Genomic DNA, 25,884 nt, shown 5'->3' on the forward strand with positions numbered 1-25,884 from the left:
ACGGCCCTGGTGAGCGGCCGGGCGACAGCCACGTAGACTGGTGGGCTGTTGTCCGGCCGCTCTCAGCTTTCCGGCCGTTTTCCCCTTGAGGTAGTGGAGCCCCCGCCATGCAGGCAGAACCGAAGACGTCACTGGTGGGGCAGGAGTACGAGGTCGAGGTCGGCCCCGTCGCGCACGGCGGCCACTGCATCGCGCGGACGTCGGAGGGCCAGGTTCTGTTCGTCCGGCACACGCTGCCCGGCGAGCGGGTCGTGGCCCGGGTGACCGAGGGCGAGGAGGGCGCGCGCTTCCTGCGGGCCGACGCCGTGCAGATCCTCGACGCGTCCAAGGACCGCGTCGAGGCCCCGTGCCCGTACGCCGGTCCCGGCCGCTGCGGCGGCTGCGACTGGCAGCACGCCAAGCCCGGCGCCCAGCGCCGCCTCAAGGGCGAGGTCATCGCCGAGCAGCTGCAGCGCCTCGCGGGCCTCACGCCCGAGGAGGCCGGCTGGGACGGCACGGTCATGCCGGCCGACGGCGACAAGCTCCCGGCGGGCGAGGTGCCGCAGTGGCGCACCCGCGTCCAGTACGCGGTCGACGCCGACGGCAACGCGGGTCTGCGCCGCCACCGCTCCCACGAGGTCGAGCCCGTCGAGCACTGCATGATCGCGGCCGAGGGCGTGTCCGAGCTGGGCATCGAGAAGCGCGACTGGTCCGGCATGGAGTCGGTCGAGGCGATCGCGGCGAGCGGCTCCCAGGACCGCCAGGTGATCCTGACCCCGAAGCCGGGCGCGCGGCTGCCCATCGTGGAGCTCGACAAGCCGGTGTCCGTGATGCGGGTGGGCGAGAAGGACGGCGGCGTGCACCGCGTGCACGGCCGGCCGTTCGTGCGCGAGCGCGCCGACGACCGCACGTACCGCGTCGGCAGCGGCGGCTTCTGGCAGGTCCACCCGAAGGCGGCGGACACGCTCATGCGCGCCGTCATGCAGGGCCTGCTGCCCCGCAAGGGCGACACGGCCCTCGACCTGTACTGCGGCGTCGGCCTCTTCGCGGGCGCGCTCGCGGACCGCATCGGCGAGAAGGGCGCGGTCCTCGGCATCGAGTCCGGCAAGCGCGCGGTGGAGGACGCCCGCCACAACCTGGCCTCCTTCGACCGCGTCCGGATCGAGCAGGGCAAGGTCGAGGCGGTGCTGCCGCGCACGGGCATCACCGAGGCCGACCTGATCGTCCTGGACCCGCCGCGCGCGGGCGCCGGCAAGAAGACGGTCGCCCACCTCACCACGCTGGGCGCCCGCCGCATCGCCTACGTGGCCTGCGACCCCGCCGCACTGGCGCGGGACCTGGGGTACTTCCGGGAGGGCGGGTACCGGGTGCGGACGCTTCGGGCGTTCGATCTGTTTCCGATGACGCACCACGTGGAGTGCGTGGCGATCCTGGAGCCCGCCGACAAGGGCGACAAGGCCGAGAAGGGGCGCTGACCGCAGGCGGGTAGGGTCCGTCGTGCGGCGGGGGTGAGAAGGGGGCGGGTCGACATTCGTACGAGGTCGAGGTCGAAGTCGAAGTCGAAGGCGACGTCGAGGTCGAAGGGGAAGGCGGCTTCCGAGGCGAAGTCGTCCGTCATCACCGCTCCCGGGATGCCCCACCTGATCCTCCTCGCGGGCTTCTGCCTCGCCGGGTTCGCGCTGCTGTTGCCCGTCTCGCCCGAGTGGGCCGTGCACGGAGGTGCCGACGAGTTCGGGGCCGGGCTCGTCACCGCCACGCTCATGGCCACCACCGTGCTGGCCCAACTGCTCGTCAGGGCCGTTCTGCGCAGGGTGGGTTGGCCGCGGACGCTTGCCCTGGGGGCGTTGTTGCTCGGACTGCCCGCGCCGGTGCAGGCGGTCAGCGACAGCCTGTGGGTGATCCTGCTCAGCACCGGGCTGCGCGGGCTCGGTTTCGGCATCGTCACCGTGTGCGGGTCCACCGCCGCCGCGACCCTCGCACCTGCCGGGCGTCAGGGCGCGGCCATCGGGCTGTACGGGCTTGCGCTCGCCGTGCCCCAGATGGTGCTGACCCCGGCCGCCCCGGCCCTCGCCGCGGCCCTCGGCCTTCCGGTGATCATCGCCTGCGGAGTGGTGCCCGTTCTCGCCCTGCCGTTCGCCCGCGGGCTCGGGCGGGCCGTCGACGCCCGTACCCGGGAGTCCGGGGCGGAGCAGGCCGGGGCGGACGTCTCGCCCACGGCCACCGTGCTCCGTCGCATCCGGCTGCCGCTGGTCACCCTGTTGCTGGTGACCGCGGCCGGCGGGGCCGTGCTGACCTTCACGCCCCAGTTCGCCGGCCGGCCCGCCGTGGCCGCGGCGGCGCTGCTCCTCTTCACCGCCACGGCCGCCGGCAGCCGGTGGGGCTGCGGAGTCCTCGTGGACCGGTTCGCGCCCCGCCCGTTGACCTGTGCCCTCCTGGTCACCGGCTGCGCCGGGCTCGCCCTCGTCGCCGTCGCCGTCCGTTCCGGGCAGCCCTCCATCGCCGTGCTCGCGGCCGGTCTCCTGCTGCTCGGGACCGCGTACGGAGGACTGCAGAGCATCACCTTCGTGCACGCCTTCAGCCAGGCCGGAGCCGGGAACCGGCACACCACCTCCGTCGCCTGGAACATCGGCTACGACTCCGGTACCGGCCTCGGGTCCCTGCTGCTCGGACTCGCCGCCCGGACCGCGACCTTCTCCACCGGATTCGTCGCGCTGTCCGTGGCCATGGCCGTCGTCGCGGGCGTCGTCGTGGGGGCGGGGCGCCGGTCGTCGCGTCCGGTGGCTGAAGGATCCGCCGCACCCGCGGCGGGGCAGCATGTACGGGCTTCGGTCAACGATCAGTCCTGAAGGCCTCCAGGATCCGTTCCGCGGCCAGCGTCGCCGTCAACTCGCCCTGCCTCACCCGCTGTTCGAGGCCGGGGGCGAGGGAGCGGACCTCGGGGTCGGCCCGCAGCCGGCCCAGCAGTTCGTCCCGGACCATCGTCCAGGTCCAGTCGACCTGCTGATCGCGGCGCCGCGCGTCGAGCCGGCCCGAGGAGTCGAGGAGGGCGCGGTGCTGTTCCAGCCGCTGCCAGACCACGTCGAGCCCGGTCGACTCGCGGGCGCTGCAACTGAGCACGGGCGGCGCCCAGAAGGCGTCCTTGCCGTGCATGAGCCGGAGTGCGCCCGCCAGTTCGCGTGCGGCCGCCTGCGCGTCCCGCTCGTGCGGGCCGTCGGCCTTGTTCACGGCGATCACGTCGGCCAGCTCCAGGACGCCCTTCTTGATGCCCTGCAACTGGTCGCCGGTCCTGGCCAGGGTCAGCAGCAGGAAGGAGTCGACCATGTCGGCGACCGCCGTCTCCGACTGGCCCACGCCGACCGTCTCGACCAGCACCACGTCGTGGCCGGCCGCCTCCATGACCACGATCGACTCGCGGGTCGCCTTCGCGACCCCGCCGAGCGTGCCCGCCGTGGGGGAGGGCCGGACGAACGCCGCGGGATCGACCGCGAGCCGCTCCATCCGGGTCTTGTCGCCCAGGATCGACCCGCCGGTCCGGGTGGACGACGGATCGACCGCGAGGACGGCGACCCGGTGCCCGAGACCGGTCAGCATCGTGCCGAAGGCGTCGATGAACGTCGACTTGCCCACCCCCGGCACCCCGCTGATCCCGATGCGCCGCGCCCGGCCGCTGTAGGGCAGCAGCCGGGTGAGCAACTCCTGGGCCAGCGCGCGGTGTTGCGGGCGCGTGGACTCGACCAGGGTGATCGCCCGGGCGACGATCGCCCGCTTCCCGTCGAGGACGCCCTTGACGTACGTGTCGAGATCGATGGCCATGGTCGCGGTCACCGGCTCACAGGTCGTCGTGCCCGAGGTCGGCGGCCAGCCGCGCCACCAGGTCGTGGGCCGCGTCCGGGATCACCGTGCCGGGCGGGAAGACGGCGGCCGCGCCCATCTCCAGGAGCGTCGGCACGTCGGCCGGCGGGATCACTCCGCCGACCACGACCATGATGTCGTCGCGCCCCTCCTCGGCCAGTGCCTCGCGCAGCGCCGGCACGAGGGTGAGGTGTCCGGCCGCGAGCGACGACACCCCCACGATGTGCACGTCCGCCTCGACGGCCTGGCGCGCCACCTCGCCCGGGGTCTGGAACAGCGGGCCGACGTCGACGTCGAAGCCGAGGTCGGCGAAGGCGGTCGCGATCACCTTCTGGCCGCGGTCGTGACCGTCCTGGCCCATCTTGGCGACGAGGATGCGCGGCCGGCGGCCCTCGGCCTCGGCGAACGCGTCCACCTGGGCCCGGGTGCGGTCCACCGACGGCGACTGGCCTGCTTCGTTGCGGTACACGCCGGCGATCGTACGGATCTGCCCGGCATGCCGCCCGTACACCTTCTCCAGGGCGTCGGAGATCTCGCCGACGGTCGCCTTCGCGCGCGCCGCGTGCACGGCGAGCTCCAGCAGGTTGCCGTCGCCGCCCGCCGCCCGGGTGAGCGCGTCGAGCGCGTCCTGGCAGACCCGCTCGTCACGCTCCTCGCGCAGCCGCCGCAGCTTGGCGATCTGCTGGGCGCGCACCGACGAGTTGTCGACCTTGAGGACCTCGATCTGCTCGTCGCTGTCGACCCGGTACTTGTTCACCCCGATCACCGGCTGCCGGCCGGAGTCGATCCGGGCCTGGGTGCGGGCCGCGGCCTCCTCCACGCGCAGCTTGGGGATGCCCGCGTCGATGGCCTGCGCCATGCCGCCCGCCTGCTCGACCTCCTGGATGTGCTGCCAGGCGCGCCGGGCGAGGTCGTGGGTCAGCTTCTCGACGTAGGCGCTGCCGCCCCACGGGTCGATGACCCGGGTCGTACCCGACTCCTGCTGGAGCAGCAGCTGGGTGTTGCGGGCGATGCGGGCGGAGAAGTCGGTGGGCAGCGCGAGCGCCTCGTCGAGCGCGTTCGTGTGCAGCGACTGGGTGTGGCCCTGGGTCGCCGCCATCGCCTCCACGCACGTACGCGTCACGTTGTTGAACACGTCCTGCGCCGTCAGCGACCAGCCCGACGTCTGCGAATGGGTGCGCAGCGAAAGGGACTTGGCGTTCTTCGGGTCGAACTGCTTCACCAGCTTCGCCCACAGCAGGCGCGCCGCGCGGAGCTTGGCGACCTCCATGAAGAAGTTCATGCCGATCGCCCAGAAGAAGCTGAGGCGCGGCGCGAACGCGTCCACGTCCAGGCCCGCCTCGCGGCCCGCCCTGATGTACTCCACGCCGTCCGCGAGGGTGTACGCCAGCTCCAGGTCGGCCGTCGCGCCCGCCTCCTGGATGTGGTAGCCGGAGATGGAGATCGAGTTGTAGCGCGGCATCCGCTGCGAGGTGTACGCGAAGATGTCGGAGATGATCCGCATCGAGGGCTTGGGCGGATAGATGTAGGTGTTGCGGACCATGAACTCCTTGAGGATGTCGTTCTGGATGGTCCCCGCGAGCTTCTCGGGCGGTACGCCCTGTTCCTCTGCCGCCACGATGTAGAGCGCGAGGATCGGCAGCACCGCGCCGTTCATCGTCATCGACACCGTCATCCTGTCCAGCGGGATGCCGTCGAAGAGCTGGCGCATGTCGTAGATCGAGTCGATGGCCACGCCCGCCATGCCGACGTCACCGGTGACGCGCGGGTGGTCGCTGTCGTAGCCGCGGTGGGTCGGCAGGTCGAAGGCGACCGACAGGCCCTTCTGACCGGCCGCCAGATTGCGCCGGTAGAAGGCGTTCGACTCCTCGGCCGTGGAGAAGCCCGCGTACTGCCGGATCGTCCAGGGCTGGTTCACGTACATCGTCGGATAGGGGCCGCGCAGGTACGGCGCGACGCCCGGATACGTGTCCAGGAAGTCGAGGCCCTCCAGATCCCGGCCGGTGTACAGCGGTTCGACGGCGATGCCCTCGGGGGTCTCCCACCGGAGGTCGTTGCCGTCCGTGGCCCGCTTCAGCGCGGCGCGCCACTCGTCGGCGCCGGGGGCGCCCGCCGGGGCGCCGAGATCGATCGCCGAGAAGTCGGGGACGGTCATCGGGACACTCCCATGCGGTCGAGCGAGGCGGAGAGCACGGCCACGGCGTCGCAGCCGGCGAAGACGTAGGTGTCGATGCCGTCGGACCGGCCCGCCGCGCCCGGCCGGCCCGCGAGGAGGACGTGCTCGGCACCGGCCGCCCGCAACTGCCGGACGGTGGCGTCGGCCTGCTCCGCGTACACCTCGTCGCTGGAGCACAGGCACGCCTCGCGCGCCCCGCTCTCCTCGAAGGTGCCGTCGCTGACGGGCTCGATGCCGCCCGCCTGGAACAGGTTGGCGGCGAAGGCGAGCCGGGCGGTGTGGGCGCCGGCCGGGCCGAGCGCGGCGAGGAACACCCGGGGGCGGGCCCCGGTGGCTTCGAGATGGGCGTCGGAGCGGGCCCGCAGCACCTCGAAGGCCTCGTCGCGGCGGACCCGCGGCAGACCGCCCGACGGGGGCGCGGGCGCCGGGGCGCGCCGCACCGGCTTCTCGCCCAGGTGCGGGAACTCGCTGACACCGGTGATCGGTTCACGCCGCTGGGCCAGGCGGGCGCTGCGCGCCGCCCAGGTCTCGGCGAGCCGGTCGCGGACCAGACCGGAGCGCAGGGCGGCCGCCTGACCGCCGGACCGCTCGATCAGCTGGAAGAACTCCCAGCCCGCGTGGGCGAGTTCGTCGGTGAGCCGCTCCACGTACCCGGAGCCGCCGGCCGGGTCGATGACCCGCGCCAGGTGCGACTCCTCGATGAGGATCGTCGAGGTGTTGCGGGCGATCCGCCGCGCGAACGCGTCCGGCAGCCCCAGCGCGTCGTCGAAGGGCAGCACCGTCACGGAATCGGCGCCGCCGACGCCCGCCGCCAGCGTGGCGATGGTGGTCCGCAGCATGTTCACCCACGGGTCGCGGCGCGTCGTCATCACCGACGAGGTCACCGCGTGCTGGCGCTGCGCACCCGCGTCGGCCGCCCCGCAGGCCTCGGCGACGCGCGCCCACAGCCGGCGCGCCGCCCGGAACTTGGCGATGGTCAGGAACTGGTCGGCGGTCGCCGCGTACCGGAACTCCAGCTGCGCCAGCGCCTGCCGGACCGTCAGCCCGGCCGCCGTCAGCAGGCGCAGATAGGCGACCCCGGTCGCCAGCGACGCACCCAGCTCCTGCGCGGCCGAACCGCCCGCCTCGTGGTACGGCAGCGCGTCCACGGTCAGCGCCCGCAGGCCGGGGTGGCGTGCGGTGCACCGGCGGGCGAGCTCGACGACGGCCTCGTCGTCGTACCCGGTGCCGGTGCGCGCCTCGTGGCCCAGCGGGTCCGCGCCCAGGTTGCCGCGCGCGGCGTCGTCGGCGACGCCCGCGTCCGCGTACAGCCGCAGCAGCCGGTCGGCGGCGGCCGCGGTCTCGGCGCCCGCGTCCAGGACGATCGGGGCGAGGTCCAGCAGCACGCCGTCGAGCGCGGTGGGCAGCGCCTCGACGGGGATGCCGCCGGAGCCGCCCACGGTCAGCCACAGCGACGTGACCCCGTTCTCCAGGTCGGCGAGGACCGCCGCGGCGTCGGCGACGGCGTGCCGCTGGCGCACGTCCCAGCCGCCCACGACATTGCCCTCGGCCCGGCCGCCGCGCACGAACGGCGCGAAACCGGGCAGGCCGGAGGCGACCGTGGTCGCGTCCCCGGAGGTGTACAGCGGGCGGGCGCGCAGCCCGTCCTCGAGCGGAGTGGACAAGGCGTCTTCCGCCTCGGCCGCCGAGAGTTCCTTGCCCGACTTGCGCAGGACACCCGCGACCAGGTGCTGCCACTGCTCGTGCGTCGCGTCGGGGAACTCGGCCGCCAAGGAAAGCCCGTCGTCTGGCAGGACCGTCATGCTCGGATGCTAGGGGAGATGACTACAGCGACAGCAGAGCCGACCCGTGTGACCTTGTTCGCCTTGGCTTCCCGGCCGGTTGCGACTATGAGCGGTCCCCGGGCCCCGCGCGCCCCCGGCCCGCCGTCCGCCCGGTCTTGGCCATGGACGCGTCACACGGTAGCGTCATGTCGTTATCGACGACGGTCGACGGAAGCCGGTGAGAGTCCGGCACGGTCGCGCCACTGTGAACGACGAGCCCCCGGGCTCCTCGTGAGTCAGACCCGTGACGGTCGTCATGTGCACCAACGAAACGGGACGCGAACTCCCAAGGAGGCACTGCCATGGCGCAGCCTGTCGCCCAGCCGACCGCCACCACGCCGGTCCTGCCGGCCAAACTCCCGCTGAAGGTCATCGCCCCCTGGGCCGCCTTCTTCGGCATCCTGATGCTGGTCCTGCTGTACTTCGTCGGCGCCGAACAGGGCGCCACCTCCGTGTTCAGTGGCGCGGGGGTCCATGAATGGGTGCACGACGCACGCCACCTGCTCGGCTTCCCCTGCCACTGATCCAGAGGGACGTCGCGCGCTCATGAACTCAACCACCGTACGCAACCTGCTCGTTCGGGGCATGCTCGCCGGCCTGGCGGCCGGCGTGCTCGCCCTGGTCATCGCCTACTGGCTCGGCGAGCCCAGCGTCGACGGCGCCATCGGCTTCGAGGAGGCCCACGCGGCCCACTCGCACGGCGGCGAGGAGGCCGAACTCGTCTCCCGGAGCCTGCAGTCCACGGCCGGCCTCGCCACCGGCATGCTCGTCTACGGCGTCGCCTTCGGCGGCATCGCCGCCCTCGCCTACTGCTTCGCCCTCGGCCGCGCCGGCCGGTTCGGTCCGCGGGCGACCGCGCTGCTGCTGTCCGGCTGCGCACTGCTGGCCGTGTACGTCGTGCCGTACCTGAAGTACCCGGCCACTCCGCCCGCCGTCGGCAACCCCGACACCATCGGCAAGCGGACCACCCTCTACTTCCTGATGATCCTGCTCAGCGTGCTCCTCGCGACCGGCGCCACCGTCCTCGGCAAGCGGCTCGCCCCGCGGATCGGGACGTACTACGCCACGCTGGCCGGCGTGCTGGGCTTCGTCGTCGTGACGGGCATCGCCTTCGCCGTCCTGCCCGTGGTCAACGACGTGCCCGAGCACTTCCCCGCCACCCTGCTGTGGCGCTTCCGGCTCTCCGCGCTGGCCATCCAGGTCACCCTGTGGAGCGGATTCGGCCTGATCTTCGGGGAGTTGGCCCAGCGCCTGCTCCAGCCGAAGCCGGCCGCGGTCCCGGCCGCACCGGCGGTACCGGCCGGCCGGTGATCAGTCCGACGGATCCGCGGGGCTGAGCGGTCCTCCGAGGCGCACGTTCCAGCGTGCGCCCCGGCCGCTCAGCCCGGTGGCCGTCAGCGGCGCGACGTCGCAGCGCCAGAACGCCGACACGGGCGCGCCCAGCGCGTGCACCACGGCCGCGCGCACCACCTCGGGCTCCACGACGGCGACCACCTGCGCGTCGTCCGCCAGCGCGTCGAGCCACCGCGCCACCCGGGCGCACACACCGGCCACCGACTCCCCGCCACCGGGCGCGAACTCCGGATCGTCGAGCCACCGCGCGACGTCCAGCGGTTCGGCCCCGGTCACCTCCGCGAGCGTCCTGCCCCGCCAGCGCCCCATGTCCTGGGCGGCCAGTCCGTCCGGCGCGGCCGACGCGTCGAGACCGAGGGCCTCGGCGGTCTCGCGGCAGCGCCTGCTGCCCGACGTGACGGCCGGCGCGCCCGCGCCCGTCACCAGCGCTCCGGCCGCCGCCCGCGCGGCGTCCCGCCCCGACGCGTCGAGCGCGGCCCCGTCGTCGAACCGGGCCTGGCGCAGCGAGGCGTTCATGGCGGGGGAGACGAACAGGACGCGTCGGGTCACGACGGACTCCTCGGGGACGGGGCGGGCGGGTGGACGGGTGCGGGGCCCGGCCAGTCGAGGAGCCGGGCGCCGATCACCGCGGTCTGCAGCGCGTAGCGGTGCACCGGGTCGGCCGGGTCGGCGCCGGTGAGCTGGTGGATGCGGGCCAGGCGGTAGGTGAACGCGCGCACGCTCAGGGTCAGCCGGCGGGCGGCCTCGGCGGACACGCAGCCGGAGTCGAAGTAGGCCGTGAGCGTGTCGAGCAGCGGCTGCGCCCCGCCCCGCGCCCCGCGCAGCGGGCCGAGCGTGTGCTGGACGAGGTCGGCCATCGCCTGCCGGTCGCGGGTCAGCACCGGGTAGACGAGCAGGTCGGCGGCGCGCAGCACCGGGGCGTCCAGATCGAGGCGGGCGGCCAGGTCCAGCGCGTTGAGCGCCTCCTCGTACGACTGGACGACGCCGCCTGGGCCCGACTGCGGGCGGCCGACGGCGACCTGGACGCCCTCGCCCGCGGCGCACGCCTGCTCGGCGAAGTGGGCGAGGACCTTCTGCTGGTCGCCGGGGGCGATGCAGACCAGCCGGCCGTCCTTGGCGGTCAGCAGGATGTGCCGGTTGCCGAAGCGGGCGATCACCGCCCGCTCGACCTCGCGGGACACCGCGCCGCCCTCCTCGTACGCGACCGGCCCACGGGCCACCGCGACGGCGTGCCCGGACGACAGCCGCAGCCCGAACCGCTCGGCCCGCTCGGCGAGTTGGCCCAGGTCGCTGCGGCCGTAGAGCAGATCGTCGATGAAGTCGCGGCGGGCCGCCTCCTCCTGCCGCATGGTGAGCCGCTGCGCCCGCTCGTAGCCCTCGGCGAACGCGTCGAGCGCCTGGGCGCCGACCGTGACGACGCTGTCGAGCCCGGCGCGGGCGCCGACCGTGTCCGTACGCAGCTGCGCCAGGTGCGCGGCCACCAGATCGCGCAGGCCGAGCCCCTTCTCCGCGGCCCGCTCGCCCAGCGCGCGGCGCCCGTCGAGCTCGTCCCGGGTCAGCCGCCGGCCGGTGGCCGAGGCGTCCGCCACCACCCGGGCGAACCCGTCCAGGAACTCCGCGGGGACGTCCTCCTGCGGCGCCATCTCCACCCCTGTCGTCGTCCTGGCCCCGACGTCGTCCGCCGTCGTCCGCCGTCGTCTGCCGTCGTCCTGACGTCTTCTTAGCCGATGCGCCACGGCCGCCCACCGGCGGGGGGCACCATGATCCCTGTGTCGTTACCTCATCAGCCCCAGCGGCCCTCCCTGCCCGGCCACATGATCGTCTGTGGCGACGACGCGCTCGCCGAGCGGCTGGCCGCCGAACTGCGGGACCTGTACCGCTCGCAGGTCACCATCGTCGTCCCGGCCGCGGGCGCCGCCGCCGAGCCCGAGCCCGCCGTGACCGGCCGGCTGCGCGCGGCGGCGCTGCTCGGCCGGGTGCAGGCCGCGATGAACCGGGCCGCGCCCGCCGCCGACGACTCGCTGCCCGGCCGGGCGCCGCGAGTCCTGGAGGCGCCGGTGCTCGACGAGGACGCACTGCTGGAGGCGGGCGTGCTGCGCGCGGACGCGCTGGCGCTCGTGCACGACGACGACGAGACGAACATCCGCGCCGCCCTGGCCGCCCGGCGCCTCAACCCCCGGCTGCGCCTGGTGATCCGGCTCTACGACCGGCGCCTCGGCCAGCACCTCGCCCAGCTCCTCGACCAGGCCGCGGTGCTGGCGCAGCCGGGACTCGACCCGGACGCCCTGGACACCTCCACGACCGTCCTGTCGGACGCCGACACCGCCGCGCCCGCGCTCGCCGCGACCGCCGTGGCCGGTACGAGCAAGGTGGTCCAGGCCGACGGACTGCTGCTGCGCGCCGTCGAGCGCCACCCGCCCGGCCGTGGCGAGGTCGCCGACCCCGGGATCTGCACGCTCGCGCTGCTGTCGTCCACCACCAACGACCCGGCGGGGGCGGAGGGTTCGGACGCGTCGGGGCGGGACGGGCCGCTGCTGCTGCCCGACGACCGGACCGTCGCCGCCTCCACCGGGCGCGGCACCGTCGTCCTCGACACCGTGACCCCGGCGGGTCCCGTGCTGCCGCCGCGCCGGCTGTCGGGGCGGGCGCTGCCGTTCGGCTCGCTCTTCTCCCGGCGGCTGCGCTGGTCGCTCGCCGGACTGGTGATCTGCGTCCTCGGACTGGCCCTCGCCACCTGGGCCACCACCGAGAACCATCCGCTGCGCGCCGGTTATCTCACCCTCCTCGACCTGTTCGCCATCGACGACCCCGCGATCGGCGAGCCCGCCGCCCGGCAGATCCTCCAACTGCTCACCGGCCTGGCCGGGTTGTTGCTGCTGCCGGTCCTGCTGGCCGCCGTCCTGGAGGCGCTCGGCACGTTCCGCACGGCGTCCGCGCTGCGCCGTCCGCCGCGCGGCCTGTCCGGTCACGTGGTGCTGCTCGGCCTCGGCAAGGTGGGCACCCGCGTCCTGGCCCGCCTGCACGAACTGGGCATCCCCGTGGTGTGCGTGGAGGAGAACCCCGACGCCCGCGGCATCCCGCTCGCCCGCAGGCTGCGCGTGCCGACCGTCCTCGGCGACGTACGCGACGAAGGCGTCCTGGAGGCCGCGAAGGTCCACCGCGCGCACGCCCTGCTCGCCCTCACCAGCCATGACACCACCAACCTCGAAGCCGTCCTGTACGCCCGCTCCGTCAAGGCCGACCTGCGGGTCTCGCTGCGGCTGTACGACGACGCGTTCGCCACCGCCGTCTACCGCACGCTGCGCTCCGCCCACCCCCGCGCCCTGACCCGCAGCCGCAGCGTCACCTCGCTCGCCGCGCCCGCCTTCGCCGGGGCGATGATGGGCCGCCGGGTGCTGGGCGCCGTCCCCGTCGAGCGCCGGGTGCTGCTGTTCGCGGCCTTCGACGTCGCCGGGCAGCCGCAGCTGGAGGGGCGTACCGTCGCCGAATCGTTCCGGCCAGGGGCGTGGCGGGTGCTGGCCATCGACTCCAGCGCGCCGCACGAACGGCGGCCCGACCTCACCGCCGCCCCCGACGAGGAGCGCACCGGCGCGGCGCCGACCGGTCTCGTCTGGCGGCTGCACCCCGGCTACGTGCTGCGCCCCACCGACCGGGTCGTCGTCGCCGCCACCCGGCAGGGCCTGGCCGAACTGCTCGGACACCGGCCGGGGACCCGGGACGCGGCCAGGCATTAAGAACGCGTAAAGATTGCCGGAAACCGGCAGTTCGCCCGGCCCGTCGCCCGTGACAGCATCACGGCAGGCACACGACAACGCGCTGGCAGGGGGGTCGACGACATGACCTGGTTTCTCGGTCTCGGCATCGTCGGCGTGGTCCTGCTCGTGCTGTCGCTGGTGCTCGACGGCGTTCTGGAAGGGCTCTTCGACGGAGCAGGCGTCCTCGACGGACTCTTCGACGGGCTGCTCTCGCTGCCGGTGATCGCGGGCTTCCTGTCGATGCTCGGCTTCGGCGGCGCGATCGTCCTCGGCACCACCGGACTCGGCGCCGCACCCGCCACCCTCGTCGGGGCCGGGGCGGGCGTCGCCACCGGCTGGCTGACCTGGAAGGCGACCCGTGCCCTGATGCGGGACGACACGGCCGGCACCCCGCGCGGCGACGACCTCGTCGGCACCGCGGGCACCGTCGTCACGGCCGTCCCGGCCGACGGGTACGGCGAGGTGCTGCTCCAACTGGCGGGCCAGCCCGCCAAGTTCGCGGCCAGGAGTCAGGCCGCCGTCGCCCGCGGCACCGAGGTGTGGGTGACCGGCCTGCTCTCGGCGACCTCGGTCGAGGTCCGCCCCGTCGACCGCTGACCGCTAACTGCTGACCGCGGACCGCTGACTGCGGACCGCGGACCGCTGACCGCACCCGCGCCCCACCCGTGTGCCCATCGCCCATGATCCGGGCGGCCCCGGCCGTCCGCTCCGCCCAACGACTGCCGTCTCCCGGGAGGCAGAGGGGAAACCCACCATGAGCCCTGTCACCATCGCCGTCGCCGGAGTCGTCGTACTCCTGGTCCTGCTGGCGCTCGTCGTCGTCACCCGGTACAAGGTCGCCGGGCCCAGCGAGGCGTTCATCGTCACCGGCCGGCGCGGCAAGAAGTCCACCGATCCCGAGACCGGCCGGGTCTTCACCGACAACAGCGGCCAGAAGGTCGTGGTCGGCGGCGGCGTCTTCGTCGTCCCGTTCGTCCAGCAGAAGTTCACCCTCGACCTCTCCTCGCGGCACATCCCGGTCGCGGTGCGCGGCGCCGTCACCCTGCGCGGGGTGAAGGCGCACCTGGAGGGCGTCGCCATCGTCAAGGTCGGCGGCACCGAGGACTCGATCCGCGCCGCCGCGCAGCGCTTCCTGATGCAGCAGGACGGCATCGTCGGCTTCACCCAGGAAGTGCTCTCCGGCGCGCTCCGCTCGATCGTGGGCCGGATGTCCGTGGAGGACGTCATCCGTGACCGGGCCGCGTTCGCCGGACAGGTCGCCGAGGAGGCCGAGGCGTCGCTGTCCGGGCAGGGACTCGTCCTCGACGCCTTCCAGATCCAGGACATCACCACCGAGGGCTCCTACCTGGAGGACCTGGGGCGGCCCGAGGCGGCCCGCGCCCGGCAGGAGGCCGACATCGCCGAGGCCGTCGCCCGCCGCGCCTCCGAGCAGGCACGCCTGAAGGCCGAGGAGGAGATCGCGATCGCGCAGCGCACCTTCGCGCTGAAGCAGGCCGAGATCAAGGCCGAGACCGACCGGGCCGCGGCGCAGGCGAACGCGGCGGGACCGCTCGCCGAGGCCGCCCGCCGCCAGGAGGTGCTGTCCGAGCAGGAGAAGGTCGCCGAGCGCCAGGCCGCCCTGACCGACCGCGAGCTGGACACCCAGGTGCGCAAGCCCGCCGACGCCGCCCGCTACCAGGCCGAGCAGGAGGCGGAGGCCCGCCGGATCGGCCTGGTCAAGCAGGCCGAGGCGGACGCCGAGCGGGCCCGCCTCACCGGTGAGGGCGAGAAGGCGCAGCGCGCCGCGCTCGCCGACGCCGTGCGCCTGGAGGGCGAGGCGGAGGCCGCCGCGATCGGCGCGAAGGGCGCCGCGGAGGCCGAGGCCATGCAGAAGAAGGCCGACGCGTTCGCGCAGTACGGCGACGCGGCCGTGCTGCAGATGCTCGTCGAGGTGCTGCCGCAGGTCGTCGCCAAGGCGTCCGAGCCGCTGGCCGCCGTCGACAGGATGACGGTGATCTCCACGGACGGCGCGAGCCGGCTGACGCGTACGGTCGCCGACAACGTGGCCCAGGGCGTGGAACTCCTCAACTCCACGGCCGGAGTCGACCTCGCGGCCCTGCTGAAGAACGTCACCGCGGGCGGCAAGGGTCTCGAGGGCCTCGTACCCGCCCCGACGGGCACCGCACCGAAGAGTGCCGCTCAGGCCGGCGCCGCCCCGGCCGACGGGCGGATCGAGATCGGCGACTGACAGCACCGCACCCACGGCACCCGCACCCGCGGCCCCGGCCCCCGGCCGGGGCCGTCGCCGTCCGGCGCTCGGTTACGTTGGTCACCGGCCCACCAGCGACGTCGGCCGTCGGTCCACCAGCGAAGGGGAAGCACCACTTGTCCACCGGCAGTTACTTCGAGCGCATCGACGCCCACCGCTACAAGCCCACCGCGCACGCGGGCGGCGCCTGGGCCACCGACGAGATCCACTTCAGTCCGCTCGGCGGCCTCGTCGTGCACGCGATCGACCGGCACCTCGCCGAGCGCCCACCGGCGGCCGGGGGGCCGGCCCCCGCGCTCTCCCGGATCAGCTTCGACATCCTCGGGCGGCTCGCCCTCGACGAGTGCGAGATCCGGGTGGAGACCCTCCGGCCCGGCCGCACGATCGAACTCCTCGAAGCCGTCGTCCGGATAGCCGGACGGGCCGTCGTGCGGGCCCGCGCCTGGCTGCTCGCCTCCGGGGACACCGCCGACGTCGCCGGCGGCGCCCCCGAGCCGCTCACCGCGCCCGACGGGCTCGACCCGTGGCCGATGGCCGAGCACTGGCCCGGCGGATACATCGCGTCGATCGACGTCCGCCCCGTCGCCCCGCCGACACCGGGCCGCACGACCGCGTGGATCTCCACCCCGCTGGACCTCGTCGCCGGCGAGCCGAGCAGTCCGCTCGCGTCGTTCGTCGCGCTGGTCGACACCGCCAACGGCATCGCGGTCCGCCAGTCGCCGGCCGAGTGGATGTTCCCCAACGTCGACCTCACCGTGCACCTCCACCGGCAGCCGCGCGGCAGCTGGACGGGGCTCGACACCACGGTGACGTTCGGGCCCGCCGGGCACGGGGTCACCAGCACGGTGCTGCACGACACGGACGGGGCCGTCGGACACGCCCAGCAGATCCTCACGGTGCGGCCCCAGCCGGGGAGCTAGGGCCTGCCTCCCGGATCCCTCCTGCCCCGCGACGCCCGGCACGCGCTCTCGCCGCACCGGGCGCAAGGCCGAGTACATCCAGTACGAGACCTTGAGCCCGGCACGCCGAGAGCACGCACCGGACGCCGCGGGGCCCGCCCTTCGGGCGGACGGAGGGACCTGGGAGACAGCTCCTAGGCCGCCTCCCGCGCGCCCCGCGGCGGGCCGTCCGCGCGCTGCGCCGGGCGCGCCCGCCGCTGCCGCAGCACCCGCGCCACGAACACCACGGCGACGACGATCGCCGCACCGTGCGCCGCGCCGACCACCGACAGCGGCGAGAAGGCGTCGAGGGCGGCCGCGACCACGATCATGCCGACGCCGAAGCCGAGGTTCTCGACGGTCGCCGAGAGTCCGAAGGCGTGGGTGCGCAGACCGGCCGGGAGCGTCTGCAGGTGCGAGCTGTACGCCACCTCGGTGACGCCGTCGGCCGCACCCGCCAGCAGCGCCACGGACACGGTCACCGGCCACGGCAGACCGGCGAACGCCAGGACGAAGGCCGCCGACATCGCGATGGTGCCGAGGCCGAACCCGAGCGCCCCCACCGACCGCCCCGACCGCTTCACGTACCGCTGGAGCACCTGCTGCACCAGCACGTTGCCCAGCGCCCACGTGCACCAGAAGACGCTGACGAACACGGCGGGCCGGCCGGCGTCCAGCTGCGTCGAGTACACCGGCAGCGCCGCGTTGTGCGAGGACGAGCCGAGCGCGTCGACCCCGCGCAGGGCGACCATGAGCGCGACGACCGGGGCGGCACCGAGCGCGACCAGGGCCCCCGGCACGCGCCGCCCGCGGGAGCCGTCCGCCGGGGTCTCCTTCGGGCCGGTCACCGCGGGCGCCGACAGCGGCAGCAGCGCCACCGCGGCCGCGCACACCAGGAACGTCGCCAGGTCGACGAGGAACGCCGCGGTGTAGCCGAGCAGCGAGACGACGACGCCCGACGACGCGAACCCGACGACCATCGCCACCGAACGGCCGCTCACCATCAGGGAGTTGGCCCAGGTGTGCCGCCCCTCGTCCACCATGTCGGGGATCGAGCTGCGGAACGCGACCAGGAAGCACGTGCCGGCCGCGCCGGCCACCGCGGAGACGAGGAACAGCGCCGCCGTGCGGAGCCCGTCGGGCGCGCACACGAGCAGCAGCAGCGCGCCGGCCTGCACCACGTTGGTCCACAGCAGCACGGGCTTCGCCGCCCACCGGGACAGCAGTGCGGCGGCGCCGAGCCCCGCGAGGAACCCCGCCGCGAGCCGCACGGCCATGAAGACGCCGACCGCGAGGGCCCGGCCCGTGACCGCGTACACGTACAGGTTCAGCGCGACGAGGTTCAGGTACGTGCCGTAGGACGAGATCGCGTAACCGGTCACCAGGAGGCGGTACCGGCGTTCCTTCATGGGCGGTTCCTCCGCGAACGGGTGCACGGGGCACGGACGTTCCGCACCCTAGGCGGCCCGAGCGGCCCTCCGCAGCCAGGTCGTCGATCTCGTCCGGCGCCGCCTGCGGCGTCAGCGCAGCCCCGACACCTGGAACACGGTCCGCGCCAGCTCCCCGTCGACCTGCCGCGCGAGCCGCCGCAGCGCGGCCCCGCCGCACAGCAGCAGCCCGCGCTCCACGGACACCCGGGCCGCCTCGTCGAGCAGCCGCCACAGCGGGGGATTGGCCACCAGGACCGCCGGATCGATCTCGACCCGGCCGCCCAGATCGTCCCTGAGCACCAGCCGGTGGGCGACTCCGTCCACGCAGCGCACCGCCACGAGCCGGTCCGTCCGCACGCTGCGCTCCCGCCACAGCCCCCGCGCCGTGAGCCGGTCCGCCGTCGCGCCGACCCGCGCGGGCAGCAGCACGAGCCCGAGCGCGGCCCCGAGCCACGCCCACAACACGACCCGCCACGGGGCGAGTTGACCGGTGAGCGCGTCGATCCCGAGCAGCAGTACGAACAGCACGGCCGCGTACAGCACGGCACTGCGCGCCTCGCCGGCCCAGCGTTCGTCACGCGCGCAGAAGGTGTCCGGCATGGCGCAGAAGGTGTCTGGCATGGCGCAGACCGTAGGCAGACCGCCGGCCCGCGTCCGCGTTCTTGACGCGGCCGGAACGGAACTCCGCACGGCTTCTTGACGGGCCCCGGTCCCGGCCGCCGTCAACAACCCGTCAGGTTCGGCGGCTTCGCCGCGAAGAACGCGCTAGGAGCGAGGGCCCCGGCCGAGCGCAGACCCCAGCCTGAGCAGGCCGGTTCGTTCCCGGTCCCGCTGCGTCCGAAGGGGCGCGGGAACCGTGCGACCGGCCACGACGAACAGTCGCCCGCCCCGGGCGACCGACCACCACCCACGGCGAGAAGGCCACCCACATGACCACCAGGACAACGCGACCAGGCCCCGTCCCCGCCCCCGGCCCCACCCCAGGCCCCGGCACCGAGGAACCCCCCGACCCCCGCGACGCCCAGGCCGAGAAGCACCGCCTCACCACCCTCACGGGCCTCGCCGCACTCTCCCTGGACGCGATGGCGTCGGTGGCCTACGGACCGGAGGCCATCGTGCTGGTCCTGGCCGCCGCCGGCGGCCACGGCCTGGGCTTCACCCTCCCGGTCACCCTCGCCATCGCCGCACTCCTCGCCGTACTCGTCGCCTCCTACCGGCAGGTCATCGCCGCGTTCCCGGACGGCGGCGGCTCCTACGCCGTGGCGAAGCGGCACCTGGGCGCCCGCACCAGCCTCGTGGCGGCGGCGTCCCTCGTCCTCGACTACGTCCTGAACGTCGCCGTCGCGGTCACCGCGGGCGTCGCCGCCCTCACCTCCGCCTTCCCCGGCCTGTACGGCGACCGGCTGCTGATCTGCCTCGCCGTCCTCGTCGTCATCACCGGCGTGAACCTGCGCGGCATCGTCGACTCGGCCCGCGCCTTCATCGTGCCGACGGCCGTCTTCGTCGCCTCGATCCTGATCCTCATCGCCGTCGGCCTGTTCCGCGACGCCCCCGTCTCCACGGCGGCCGCCGCGGGCCACGCCTCCGTCCTCGCGGACGACGCCACCACCGTCGGCGCGCTGCTCCTGCTCAAGGCGTTCGCCTCCGGATGCTCCGCGCTCACCGGCGTCGAGGCCATCGCCAACGCCGTGCCGTCCTTCCGCGCCCCGCGCGCCCGCCGCGCCCAGCGCGCCGAGGTCGCCCTCGGCGCCGTGCTCGGCGTGATGCTGATCGGCCTGAGCGTGCTGATCTCCCGGTTCCACCTCCAGCCGGTCGAGGGCGTCACCGTCCTCGCCCAGCTCGCCGACGCGTCCCTCGGCCACAACTGGGCCTTCTACGTCGTGCAGTTCGCGACGATGCTCCTGCTCGCCCTCTCCGCGAACACGTCCTTCGGCGGCCTCCCGGTCCTGCTCAAGCTGCTGGCCCGGGACAACTACCTGCCGCACGTCTTCGCCCTCAAGGCCGACCGTCAGGTCCACCGGCACGGCGTCCTCACCCTCGCCGGGATCTCCGCCGCCCTGCTGGTGTTCTCCGGCGGCGACACCAACACCCTCGTGCCGCTCTTCGCCATCGGGGTCTTCATCGGCTTCACCGTCGCCCAGGTCGGCATGGTGATCCACTGGCGCGGAGTGCCGGGCTCGCTGGGCAAGACGCTCCTGAACGGGCTCGGCGCCCTGCTCACCGGTGTCTCCGCGATCGTCGTGACCGCCACCAAGTTCCACGACGGCGCCTGGCTGATCGTGGTCGCGCTGCCCCTGCTCGTCCTCGCGTTCCAGGCCGTGCACCGCGCGTACGCCCGGATCGGCGAACGTCTCGGCCTCGGCCGCATCCCGGACTGCCCGACCCACGCCAGGTCCCTCGTCGTCGTCCCCGTCTCCGGCATCTCCCGGCTCACCAGCGAGGCGCTGACCGCCGCGATCTCCCTCGGCGACGAGGTGCGCGCCGTCACCGTCTGCCACTCCGACCCGGAGGACCGGGAGCAGACGGAGGCCCTGACCCGGGACTGGGCGCTGTGGAACCCGGGCGTCGACCTCGTCCACATCCCGTCCGAGCGGCGCACCATCGGCAGGCCCGTCGCCGCGTACGTGCGCGACGTGGCGGCCGTGGAGCCCGGCACCCGGGTCACCGTCCTCATCCCGGAGGCCGAGCCGGGCCGCGCCTGGCAGCGGATCCTGCAGAACCAGCGCGGCGCCGTCGTCGCCCACGCGGTGCGCCGCGACACCGACGCGGTCATCTGCCGGCTGCGGTTCCGGCTCACCTGACGTACCCGGCGTAAGGGACGCGTCAAAGGCGCGTACGCCCCCGTATGGGAGCCGTCAAGGGGGATCGAAACCGGCCATGGCCGGGGGTTTCCTCAAGGTGTCAGTCCCCGTCAGTGCCGAGCAGTCCCCGGCACTGCTCCGCAGTTCCTATCCGAATCCTCATCCAGGGAGCTCACGATGGCCGACCTGGCCTTCGTCGTCACCACGATCGCGGTCTTCGCGCTGGTGGCACTCGTCGCCAAGGGGGTGACGAAGCTGTGACCGCCGAGAACATCGTCGGCCTCGTCGTGGCCGTCGCCCTGCTGGGCTATCTCGTCCTCGCCCTCATCTACCCGGAGAGGTTCTGAGCACAGATATGAGCCCCGTACTTGCCGGAGTGCTCCAGGTGCTCGCGCTGATCGCGGCGCTGGCACTGGCCTACCGTCCCCTCGGCGACTACATGGCCCGGGTCTACTCCTCCGAGAAGCACCTCCGGGTGGAGAAGTGGATCTACCAGGGCATCGGCGCGAACCCCAACGCGGAGATGCGCTGGACCGCCTACCTCCGCGGCGTCCTCGCCTTCTCCGCCGTGAGCGTCCTCTTCCTCTACCTGATGCAGCGCGTGCAGGGCAGCCTGCCCGGCTCGCTCGGCTTCCGGTCGATCGACCCCGACCAGGCCTTCAACACGGCCGCGTCCTTCGTCGCCAACACCAACTGGCAGTCGTACTACGGCGAACAGGCCATGGGCCACGTCGTGCAGACCGGCGGCCTCGCCGTGCAGAACTTCGTCTCGGCGGCGGTGGGCATCGCCGTGGCGGTGGCCCTCGTCCGCGGCTTCGCCCGCTCCCGCACCGGTGAGCTGGGCAACTTCTGGGCCGACCTGGTCCGCGGCACCGTCCGCATCCTGATCCCGATAGCCGTCGTCGGCGCGCTCGTCCTGGTCGCCTGCGGCGCGATCCAGAACTTCGCCGGCATCCACGAGGTCGGTCAGTTCACGGGCGGCACCCAGCAGTGGAACGGCGGCGCCGTCGCCTCCCAGGAGGCCATCAAGGAGCTGGGCACGAACGGCGGCGGCTACTTCAACGCCAACTCGGCCCACCCCTTCGAGAACCCCAACGCGTTCTCCAACCTCTTCGAGGTCTTCCTGATCCTCGTCATCCCGTTCGCGCTGACCCGCACGTTCGGCAAGATGGTCGGCTCGATCAAGCAGGGCTACGCGATCCTCGCCACGATGGCGACGATCTGGGTCGGCTTCATCGCGCTGATGATGTGGACCGAGTTCGCCCACCACGGCCCCGCGTTCGACCTCGCCGGCGGCGCCATGGAAGGCAAGGAGAACCGCTTCGGCATCGGCGGCACGTCGATCTTCGCGGTCTCCACGACCCTCACCTCGACCGGCGCGGTCGACGGCTTCCACTCCTCGCTCACCGGACTCGGCGGCGGCATCACGATGCTGGGCATGCAGCTCGGCGAGATCGCGCCCGGCGGCACCGGCTCCGGCCTCTACGGCATGCTGATCATGGCGATCATCGCGGTGTTCATCGCGGGTCTGATGGTCGGTCGCACGCCCGAGTACCTCGGCAAGAAGATCGGCACCCGCGAGATCAAGTTCGCGGCCTGCTACATCCTCATCACGCCGACGCTCGTCCTCGTCTTCACGGCCCTCTCGATGGCCCTGCCGACGCCGAAGGACTCGATGCTCAACGGCGGCGCGCACGGATTCTCCGAGATCCTCTACGCGTTCACGTCCGGCGCCAACAACAACGGCAGCGCCTTCGCGGGGCTGAGCGCCGACACGAACTGGTTCAACACCACGATCGGCCTCGCGATGCTGCTCGGCCGGTTCCTGCCGATGGTGTTCGTGCTCGCGCTGGCCGGTTCGCTGGCCGAGCAGAAGCCGATCCCGGAGACCGCGGGCACCCTGCGGACCCAGAAGCCCCTGTTCACGGGCCTGCTGGTCGGCACGATCCTGATCATCACCGGCCTGACCTACTTCCCGGCGCTCGCGCTCGGCCCGCTCGCCGAGGGGCTGGCCTAGATGAGTACCGACACCCAGAAGACGAAGAATTCAGAGGACGCCATGTCCACAGTCACACCCACCCGGGCGCCGCACCAGGACGTGCCGACCGGTCACAAGTCAGGTCAGGACGGCGAAGGCAAGGTCGGCGCGGGTCTCTTCGACCCGAAGCAGCTGATCAGGTCGCTGCCGGACGCCTGCCGCAAGCTCGACCCGCGCACCATGGTCAAGTCGCCCGTGATGTTCGTGGTGCTGATCGGCTCGGTCCTGACGACGGTGTTCTCCTTCAAGGACCCGTCCGACTGGTTCGGCTGGGTCATCAGCGCCTGGCTGTGGCTCACGGTGATCTTCGCCAACCTGGCGGAGGCCGTCGCCGAGGGCCGCGGAAAGGCCCAGGCCGACACCCTGCGCAAGGCCAAGACGGACACCGTCGCGCGCCGCATCGTGGGTGACCGCGAGGAGCAGGTCCCCGGTACGGAGCTGAAGGTCGGCGACCTCGTCGTCTGCGAGGCCGGCGACGTGATCCCCGGCGACGGCGACGTCGTCGAGGGCGTGGCCTCCGTCGACGAGTCGGCCATCACCGGCGAGTCGGCCCCGGTCATCCGCGAGTCCGGCGGCGACCGCTCGGCCGTCACCGGCGGCACCAAGGTGCTCTCCGACCGCATCGTCATCAAGATCACGACGAAGCCCGGCGAGACCTTCATCGACCGCATGATCAACCTGGTCGAGGGCGCCGCCCGGCAGAAGACGCCGAACGAGATAGCGCTCAACATCCTGCTCGCCTCGCTGACGATCGTCTTCCTGCTGGCCGTGGCCACCCTGCCGCCGTTCGCCGACTACGCGGGCAAGCACCTCAGCATGGTCGTCCTCGTCGCGCTCCTGGTCTGCCTCATCCCGACCACCATCGGCGCCCTGCTCTCCGCGATCGGCATCGCCGGCATGGACCGGCTCGTGCAGCGCAACGTGCTCGCGATGTCCGGACGGGCGGTCGAGGCGGCCGGCGACGTGTCGACGCTGCTGCTCGACAAGACCGGCACCATCACCCTCGGCAACCGCCAGGCCGCCGAGTTCGTGCCGGTGCGCGGGGTCACGGAGGCCCAGCTCGCCGACGCGGCGCAGCTCTCCTCGCTGTCCGACGAGACCCCCGAGGGCCGCTCCGTCGTCGTCCTCGCCAAGGAGAAGTACGGCCTGCGCGAGCGCCATCAGGGCGAGCTCGTCGGCGCCGAGTGGATCGAGTTCACCGCGCAGACCCGGATGTCCGGCGTCGACGTCGACGGCCGCAAGATCCGCAAGGGCGCCACGGGTTCCGTGATCGCCTGGGTCGAGCAGCAGGGCGGCGACGTGGCCGCGGACGCCCGCGAGGTGACCGACCGGATCTCCCAGGCCGGCGGCACGCCGCTGCTCGTGGCGATGGAGGACGCGCAGGGTGCCCGTGTGCTCGGCGTCATCCACCTCAAGGACGTGGTCAAGGACGGCATGCGCGAGCGGTTCGACGAACTGCGCCGCATGGGCATCAAGACCGTCATGATCACCGGCGACAACCCGCTGACGGCCAAGGCGATCGCCGAGGAGGCGGGCGTCGACGACTTCCTCGCGGAGGCCACTCCCGAGGACAAGATGGCCCTCATCAAGCGGGAGCAGGCGGGCGGCAAGCTCGTCGCGATGACCGGCGACGGCACCAACGACGCCCCGGCCCTGGCCCAGGCGGACGTCGGCGTCGCGATGAACACCGGCACGTCGGCCGCGAAGGAGGCCGGCAACATGGTCGACCTCGACTCGAACCCGACCAAGCTCATCGAGATCGTCGAGATCGGCAAGCAACTCCTCATCACCCGGGGCGCGTTGACGACGTTCTCCATCGCCAACGACGTCGCGAAGTACTTCGCGATCATCCCGGCGCTGTTCGCGGCGGTCTACCCGGGCCTCGAGACGCTGAACATCATGCAGCTGTCCAGCCCCGACTCCGCGATCCTGTCCGCGGTCATCTTCAACGCGCTCATCATCATCGCGCTGGTCCCGCTCGCCCTGAAGGGCGTCCAGTACCGGCCGGTCAGCGCCGACAAGCTGCTGCGCCGCAACCTCGGGATCTACGGACTGGGCGGTCTGATCGCCCCCTTCGTCGGCATCAAGATCATCGACCTGCTCATCTCCCTCATCCCCGGAATCGGTTAAGGCCATGAACAACTCCGTAGGAAACACCGGCCGGTTGCTCTGGGCGGGCTTCCGGGCCCTGATCCTCCTCACCGTCGTCTGCGGCGTGCTCTACCCGCTCGCGGTGACCGGCGTCGCCCAGGCCGCCTTCCACGGCAAGGCCAACGGCTCCGAGATCGAGAACGCCGACGGCAAGGTCGTCGGCTCCTCCCTCATCGGCCAGACGTACCTCACCAAGGACGGCAAGCCGGACCTCACGTGGTTCCAGCCGCGCCCCTCGAACGGCCTCGGCGAGAACAGCGTCAACACCCAGTACAAGCTGATCCTGTCCGGCGCCACCAACCTCGCGGGCGACAACCCCGAACTGGTCAAGCAGGTCAAGCAGGCGCGGGCCGCCGTCATCAAGGACAACTCCACGGCGACGTACAAGGTCCGGCCGGCGAGCATCCCCGCCGACGCCGTCACCTCGTCGGGATCGGGTCTGGACCCGGCGATCTCCCCGGAGTACGCCGACCTCCAGGTCCACCGCGTCGCGGAGCGCAACCACCTCTCCGTCGCACAGGTCCAGAAGCTCGTCGACGGCCACAAGGACGGCCGGATCCTGGGATTCATGGGGGAACCGACGGTCAACGTGCTCGAACTCAACATCGCCCTCCAGCAGTTGACCACCAAGAGCTGATGACCCGGGTACTGGTGGTGGAGGACGACCCCCAGCTCGTCCGTGCCCTGGTCATCAACATGCAGGCCCGCAGGTTCGGGGTCGACGCGGCGCCGGACGGAGCCACCGCGCTCCGGCTGGCCGCCGCCCGCCGGCCCGACGTGGTCGTCCTCGACCTGGGCCTGCCCGACATGGACGGCGTCGACGTCATCCGGGCGCTGCGCGGCTGGACCCGGGTACCGATCATGGTGCTGTCCGCGCGGCGCGCCTCCGAGGAGAAGGTCGAGGCCCTCGACGCGGGGGCCGACGACTACGTGACCAAGCCGTTCAGCATGGACGAACTGCTCGCCCGGCTGCGGGCGGCGGTGCGCCGCACCGAGTCGGCGCCCGTCGCCCCGGACACCGTCGTCGTCACGACGGACGACTTCACCGTCGACCTCGTGGCGAAGAAGGCCGTACGGGGCGGGCGGGACGTCCGGCTGACCCCGACGGAGTGGCACCTGCTGGAGATCCTGGTGTGCAACCCGGGCCGCCTGATCAGCCAGAAGCAGCTGCTGCACGAGGTCTGGGGGGCCTCGCAGAGCACCAAGACGAACTACCTCCGCGTCTACATGGCCCAGTTGCGCCGCAAGCTGGAGGCGGACCCCTCCCACCCGCGCTATCTGATCACCGAGCCCGGCATGGGCTACCGCTTCGAGAACCCAGGGCACTGAGGGGAACACAC

At 73.0% G+C, this 25,884-nt stretch carries 21 protein-coding genes and 1 riboswitch; of the genes, 14 read left to right on the top strand and 7 right to left on the bottom strand.

All coding sequences use genetic code 11. The annotated features are described in order from the left end of the window. The first annotated feature begins 107 nt into the window (after nucleotides 1-107). Together RBJ77_RS14035 and RBJ77_RS14040 are read left to right on the top strand one after the other, a co-directional pair. Nucleotides 108-1,454, top strand: coding sequence for a class I SAM-dependent RNA methyltransferase (locus RBJ77_RS14035; protein ID WP_372345310.1), 1,347 nt, complete (start codon nucleotides 108-110; stop codon nucleotides 1,452-1,454). Nucleotides 1,455-1,610: 156 nt separating this feature from the next. Next, the gene (locus RBJ77_RS14040; protein WP_372345311.1) at nucleotides 1,611-2,825 is read left to right on the top strand and encodes an MFS transporter; all 1,215 of its coding nucleotides are present in this window, start codon (nucleotides 1,611-1,613) and stop codon (nucleotides 2,823-2,825) included. Here RBJ77_RS14040 and meaB read toward each other — a convergent pair. From meaB to RBJ77_RS14055, 3 genes are read right to left on the bottom strand one after another with little or no spacing between them, the layout of a single operon-like run. Continuing rightward, nucleotides 2,809-3,792, bottom strand: a complete 984-nt coding sequence (gene meaB / locus RBJ77_RS14045) for a methylmalonyl Co-A mutase-associated GTPase MeaB (RefSeq protein WP_372345312.1) — start codon at nucleotides 3,790-3,792, stop codon at nucleotides 2,809-2,811. The genes RBJ77_RS14040 and meaB overlap by 17 nt on opposite strands. 16 nt (nucleotides 3,793-3,808) lie before the next feature. Beyond that, nucleotides 3,809-5,986: a methylmalonyl-CoA mutase gene (gene scpA, locus RBJ77_RS14050; protein ID WP_372345313.1), complete on the bottom strand. Its 2,178-nt coding sequence runs from the start codon at nucleotides 5,984-5,986 to the stop codon at nucleotides 3,809-3,811. Next, on the bottom strand, nucleotides 5,983-7,809 hold the full coding sequence (locus RBJ77_RS14055) for a methylmalonyl-CoA mutase family protein (RefSeq protein ID WP_372345314.1): 1,827 nt from the start codon (nucleotides 7,807-7,809) through the stop codon (nucleotides 5,983-5,985). The genes scpA and RBJ77_RS14055 overlap by 4 nt, the downstream gene beginning before the upstream one ends. A 148-nt stretch (nucleotides 7,810-7,957) precedes the next feature. After that, nucleotides 7,958-8,095, top strand: a riboswitch (cobalamin riboswitch). 37 nt (nucleotides 8,096-8,132) lie between these two features. Here RBJ77_RS14055 and RBJ77_RS14060 point away from each other — a divergent pair. Both RBJ77_RS14060 and RBJ77_RS14065 read left to right on the top strand, forming a co-directional pair. After that, nucleotides 8,133-8,354 carry a CbtB-domain containing protein gene (locus RBJ77_RS14060; protein WP_255970780.1) on the top strand — a complete coding sequence of 74 codons (222 nt, stop codon included), beginning with the start codon at nucleotides 8,133-8,135 and terminating at the stop codon, nucleotides 8,352-8,354. 22 nt (nucleotides 8,355-8,376) lie between these two features. Beyond that, nucleotides 8,377-9,141, top strand: coding sequence for a CbtA family protein (locus tag RBJ77_RS14065; protein WP_372345315.1), 765 nt, complete (start codon nucleotides 8,377-8,379; stop codon nucleotides 9,139-9,141). Here the strand turns inward: RBJ77_RS14065 and RBJ77_RS14070 are convergent, their stop codons facing one another. Both RBJ77_RS14070 and RBJ77_RS14075 read right to left on the bottom strand, forming a co-directional pair. Continuing rightward, entirely contained in the window at nucleotides 9,142-9,732 is a 591-nt protein-coding gene (locus tag RBJ77_RS14070) for a histidine phosphatase family protein (RefSeq protein ID WP_372345316.1), read from the bottom strand. Then, entirely contained in the window at nucleotides 9,729-10,826 is a 1,098-nt protein-coding gene (locus RBJ77_RS14075; protein ID WP_372345459.1) for a PucR family transcriptional regulator, read from the bottom strand. Before RBJ77_RS14075 ends, RBJ77_RS14070 begins: the two co-directional genes overlap by 4 nt. Before the next feature lie 171 nt (nucleotides 10,827-10,997). On the opposite strand from RBJ77_RS14075, the gene RBJ77_RS14080 reads away from it, so the two are divergent. The 4 genes from RBJ77_RS14080 to RBJ77_RS14095 all read left to right on the top strand — a co-directional run bounded on the left by RBJ77_RS14080 (nucleotide 10,998) and on the right by RBJ77_RS14095 (nucleotide 16,106). Then, the gene (locus tag RBJ77_RS14080) at nucleotides 10,998-12,917 is read left to right on the top strand and encodes an NAD-binding protein (RefSeq protein WP_372345460.1); all 1,920 of its coding nucleotides are present in this window, start codon (nucleotides 10,998-11,000) and stop codon (nucleotides 12,915-12,917) included. 102 nt (nucleotides 12,918-13,019) lie between these two features. Beyond that, nucleotides 13,020-13,535, top strand: coding sequence for a hypothetical protein (locus RBJ77_RS14085; RefSeq protein ID WP_372345317.1), 516 nt, complete (start codon nucleotides 13,020-13,022; stop codon nucleotides 13,533-13,535). Nucleotides 13,536-13,692: 157 nt separating this feature from the next. Further along, on the top strand, nucleotides 13,693-15,165 hold the full coding sequence (locus tag RBJ77_RS14090; protein ID WP_372345318.1) for a flotillin family protein: 1,473 nt from the start codon (nucleotides 13,693-13,695) through the stop codon (nucleotides 15,163-15,165). A gap of 137 nt (nucleotides 15,166-15,302) precedes the next feature. After that, the gene (locus RBJ77_RS14095) at nucleotides 15,303-16,106 is read left to right on the top strand and encodes a thioesterase family protein (protein ID WP_372345319.1); all 804 of its coding nucleotides are present in this window, start codon (nucleotides 15,303-15,305) and stop codon (nucleotides 16,104-16,106) included. Between the two features lie 173 nt (nucleotides 16,107-16,279). Here the strand turns inward: RBJ77_RS14095 and RBJ77_RS14100 are convergent, their stop codons facing one another. Then, nucleotides 16,280-17,533 (bottom strand): MFS transporter, encoded by a 1,254-nt coding sequence (locus tag RBJ77_RS14100; RefSeq protein WP_372345320.1) that lies wholly within the window; start codon nucleotides 17,531-17,533, stop codon nucleotides 16,280-16,282. Nucleotides 17,534-17,644: 111 nt separating this feature from the next. After that, nucleotides 17,645-18,175 carry a hypothetical protein gene (locus tag RBJ77_RS14105; protein WP_372345321.1) on the bottom strand — a complete coding sequence of 177 codons (531 nt, stop codon included), beginning with the start codon at nucleotides 18,173-18,175 and terminating at the stop codon, nucleotides 17,645-17,647. Between the two features lie 308 nt (nucleotides 18,176-18,483). Between RBJ77_RS14105 and RBJ77_RS14110 the strand changes: the two genes are divergently transcribed. From RBJ77_RS14110 to RBJ77_RS14135, 6 genes are all read left to right on the top strand, one after another. Continuing rightward, nucleotides 18,484-20,355, top strand: coding sequence for an APC family permease (locus RBJ77_RS14110; RefSeq protein ID WP_372345322.1), 1,872 nt, complete (start codon nucleotides 18,484-18,486; stop codon nucleotides 20,353-20,355). A 257-nt stretch (nucleotides 20,356-20,612) separates the two neighbouring features. Continuing rightward, nucleotides 20,613-20,702 carry a K(+)-transporting ATPase subunit F gene (gene kdpF / locus RBJ77_RS14115; RefSeq protein WP_018533641.1) on the top strand — a complete coding sequence of 30 codons (90 nt, stop codon included), beginning with the start codon at nucleotides 20,613-20,615 and terminating at the stop codon, nucleotides 20,700-20,702. Nucleotides 20,703-20,710: 8 nt separating this feature from the next. Beyond that, nucleotides 20,711-22,372 (top strand): potassium-transporting ATPase subunit KdpA, encoded by a 1,662-nt coding sequence (kdpA, locus tag RBJ77_RS14120; protein ID WP_372345323.1) that lies wholly within the window; start codon nucleotides 20,711-20,713, stop codon nucleotides 22,370-22,372. A gap of 42 nt (nucleotides 22,373-22,414) precedes the next feature. After that, nucleotides 22,415-24,523, top strand: a complete 2,109-nt coding sequence (gene kdpB, locus RBJ77_RS14125) for a potassium-transporting ATPase subunit KdpB (RefSeq protein ID WP_372345324.1) — start codon at nucleotides 22,415-22,417, stop codon at nucleotides 24,521-24,523. A gap of 4 nt (nucleotides 24,524-24,527) precedes the next feature. Then, nucleotides 24,528-25,181, top strand: coding sequence for a potassium-transporting ATPase subunit C (locus RBJ77_RS14130; RefSeq protein ID WP_372345325.1), 654 nt, complete (start codon nucleotides 24,528-24,530; stop codon nucleotides 25,179-25,181). Next, nucleotides 25,181-25,873, top strand: a complete 693-nt coding sequence (locus RBJ77_RS14135; protein ID WP_372345326.1) for a response regulator — start codon at nucleotides 25,181-25,183, stop codon at nucleotides 25,871-25,873. Before RBJ77_RS14130 ends, RBJ77_RS14135 begins: the two co-directional genes overlap by 1 nt. The last annotated feature ends 11 nt before the right edge of the window (nucleotides 25,874-25,884 follow it).

The sequence above is a fragment of the Streptomyces sp. KL116D genome, assembly GCF_030766975.1.
GTDB lineage: Bacteria > Actinomycetota > Actinomycetes > Streptomycetales > Streptomycetaceae > Streptomyces > Streptomyces longispororuber_A.

Bases quoted from the DNA above. Each gene is read 5' to 3' on its own strand.
- RBJ77_RS14035 (WP_372345310.1), top strand. From the start codon at position 108: ATGCAGGCAGAACCGAAGACGTCACTGGTGGGGCAGGAGTACGAGGTC.
- RBJ77_RS14040 (WP_372345311.1), top strand. From the start codon at position 1,611: ATGCCCCACCTGATCCTCCTCGCGGGCTTCTGCCTCGCCGGGTTCGCG.
- meaB (WP_372345312.1), bottom strand. From the start codon at position 3,792: ATGGCCATCGATCTCGACACGTACGTCAAGGGCGTCCTCGACGGGAAG.
- scpA (WP_372345313.1), bottom strand. From the start codon at position 5,986: ATGACCGTCCCCGACTTCTCGGCGATCGATCTCGGCGCCCCGGCGGGC.
- RBJ77_RS14055 (WP_372345314.1), bottom strand. From the start codon at position 7,809: ATGACGGTCCTGCCAGACGACGGGCTTTCCTTGGCGGCCGAGTTCCCC.
- RBJ77_RS14060 (WP_255970780.1), top strand. From the start codon at position 8,133: ATGGCGCAGCCTGTCGCCCAGCCGACCGCCACCACGCCGGTCCTGCCG.
- RBJ77_RS14065 (WP_372345315.1), top strand. From the start codon at position 8,377: ATGAACTCAACCACCGTACGCAACCTGCTCGTTCGGGGCATGCTCGCC.
- RBJ77_RS14075 (WP_372345459.1), bottom strand. From the start codon at position 10,826: ATGGCGCCGCAGGAGGACGTCCCCGCGGAGTTCCTGGACGGGTTCGCC.
- RBJ77_RS14080 (WP_372345460.1), top strand. From the start codon at position 10,998: ATGATCGTCTGTGGCGACGACGCGCTCGCCGAGCGGCTGGCCGCCGAA.
- RBJ77_RS14085 (WP_372345317.1), top strand. From the start codon at position 13,020: ATGACCTGGTTTCTCGGTCTCGGCATCGTCGGCGTGGTCCTGCTCGTG.
- RBJ77_RS14090 (WP_372345318.1), top strand. From the start codon at position 13,693: ATGAGCCCTGTCACCATCGCCGTCGCCGGAGTCGTCGTACTCCTGGTC.
- RBJ77_RS14100 (WP_372345320.1), bottom strand. From the start codon at position 17,533: ATGAAGGAACGCCGGTACCGCCTCCTGGTGACCGGTTACGCGATCTCG.
- RBJ77_RS14105 (WP_372345321.1), bottom strand. From the start codon at position 18,175: ATGCCAGACACCTTCTGCGCCATGCCGGACACCTTCTGCGCGCGTGAC.
- RBJ77_RS14110 (WP_372345322.1), top strand. From the start codon at position 18,484: ATGACCACCAGGACAACGCGACCAGGCCCCGTCCCCGCCCCCGGCCCC.
- kdpA (WP_372345323.1), top strand. From the start codon at position 20,711: ATGAGCCCCGTACTTGCCGGAGTGCTCCAGGTGCTCGCGCTGATCGCG.
- kdpB (WP_372345324.1), top strand. From the start codon at position 22,415: ATGTCCACAGTCACACCCACCCGGGCGCCGCACCAGGACGTGCCGACC.
- RBJ77_RS14130 (WP_372345325.1), top strand. From the start codon at position 24,528: ATGAACAACTCCGTAGGAAACACCGGCCGGTTGCTCTGGGCGGGCTTC.
- RBJ77_RS14135 (WP_372345326.1), top strand. From the start codon at position 25,181: ATGACCCGGGTACTGGTGGTGGAGGACGACCCCCAGCTCGTCCGTGCC.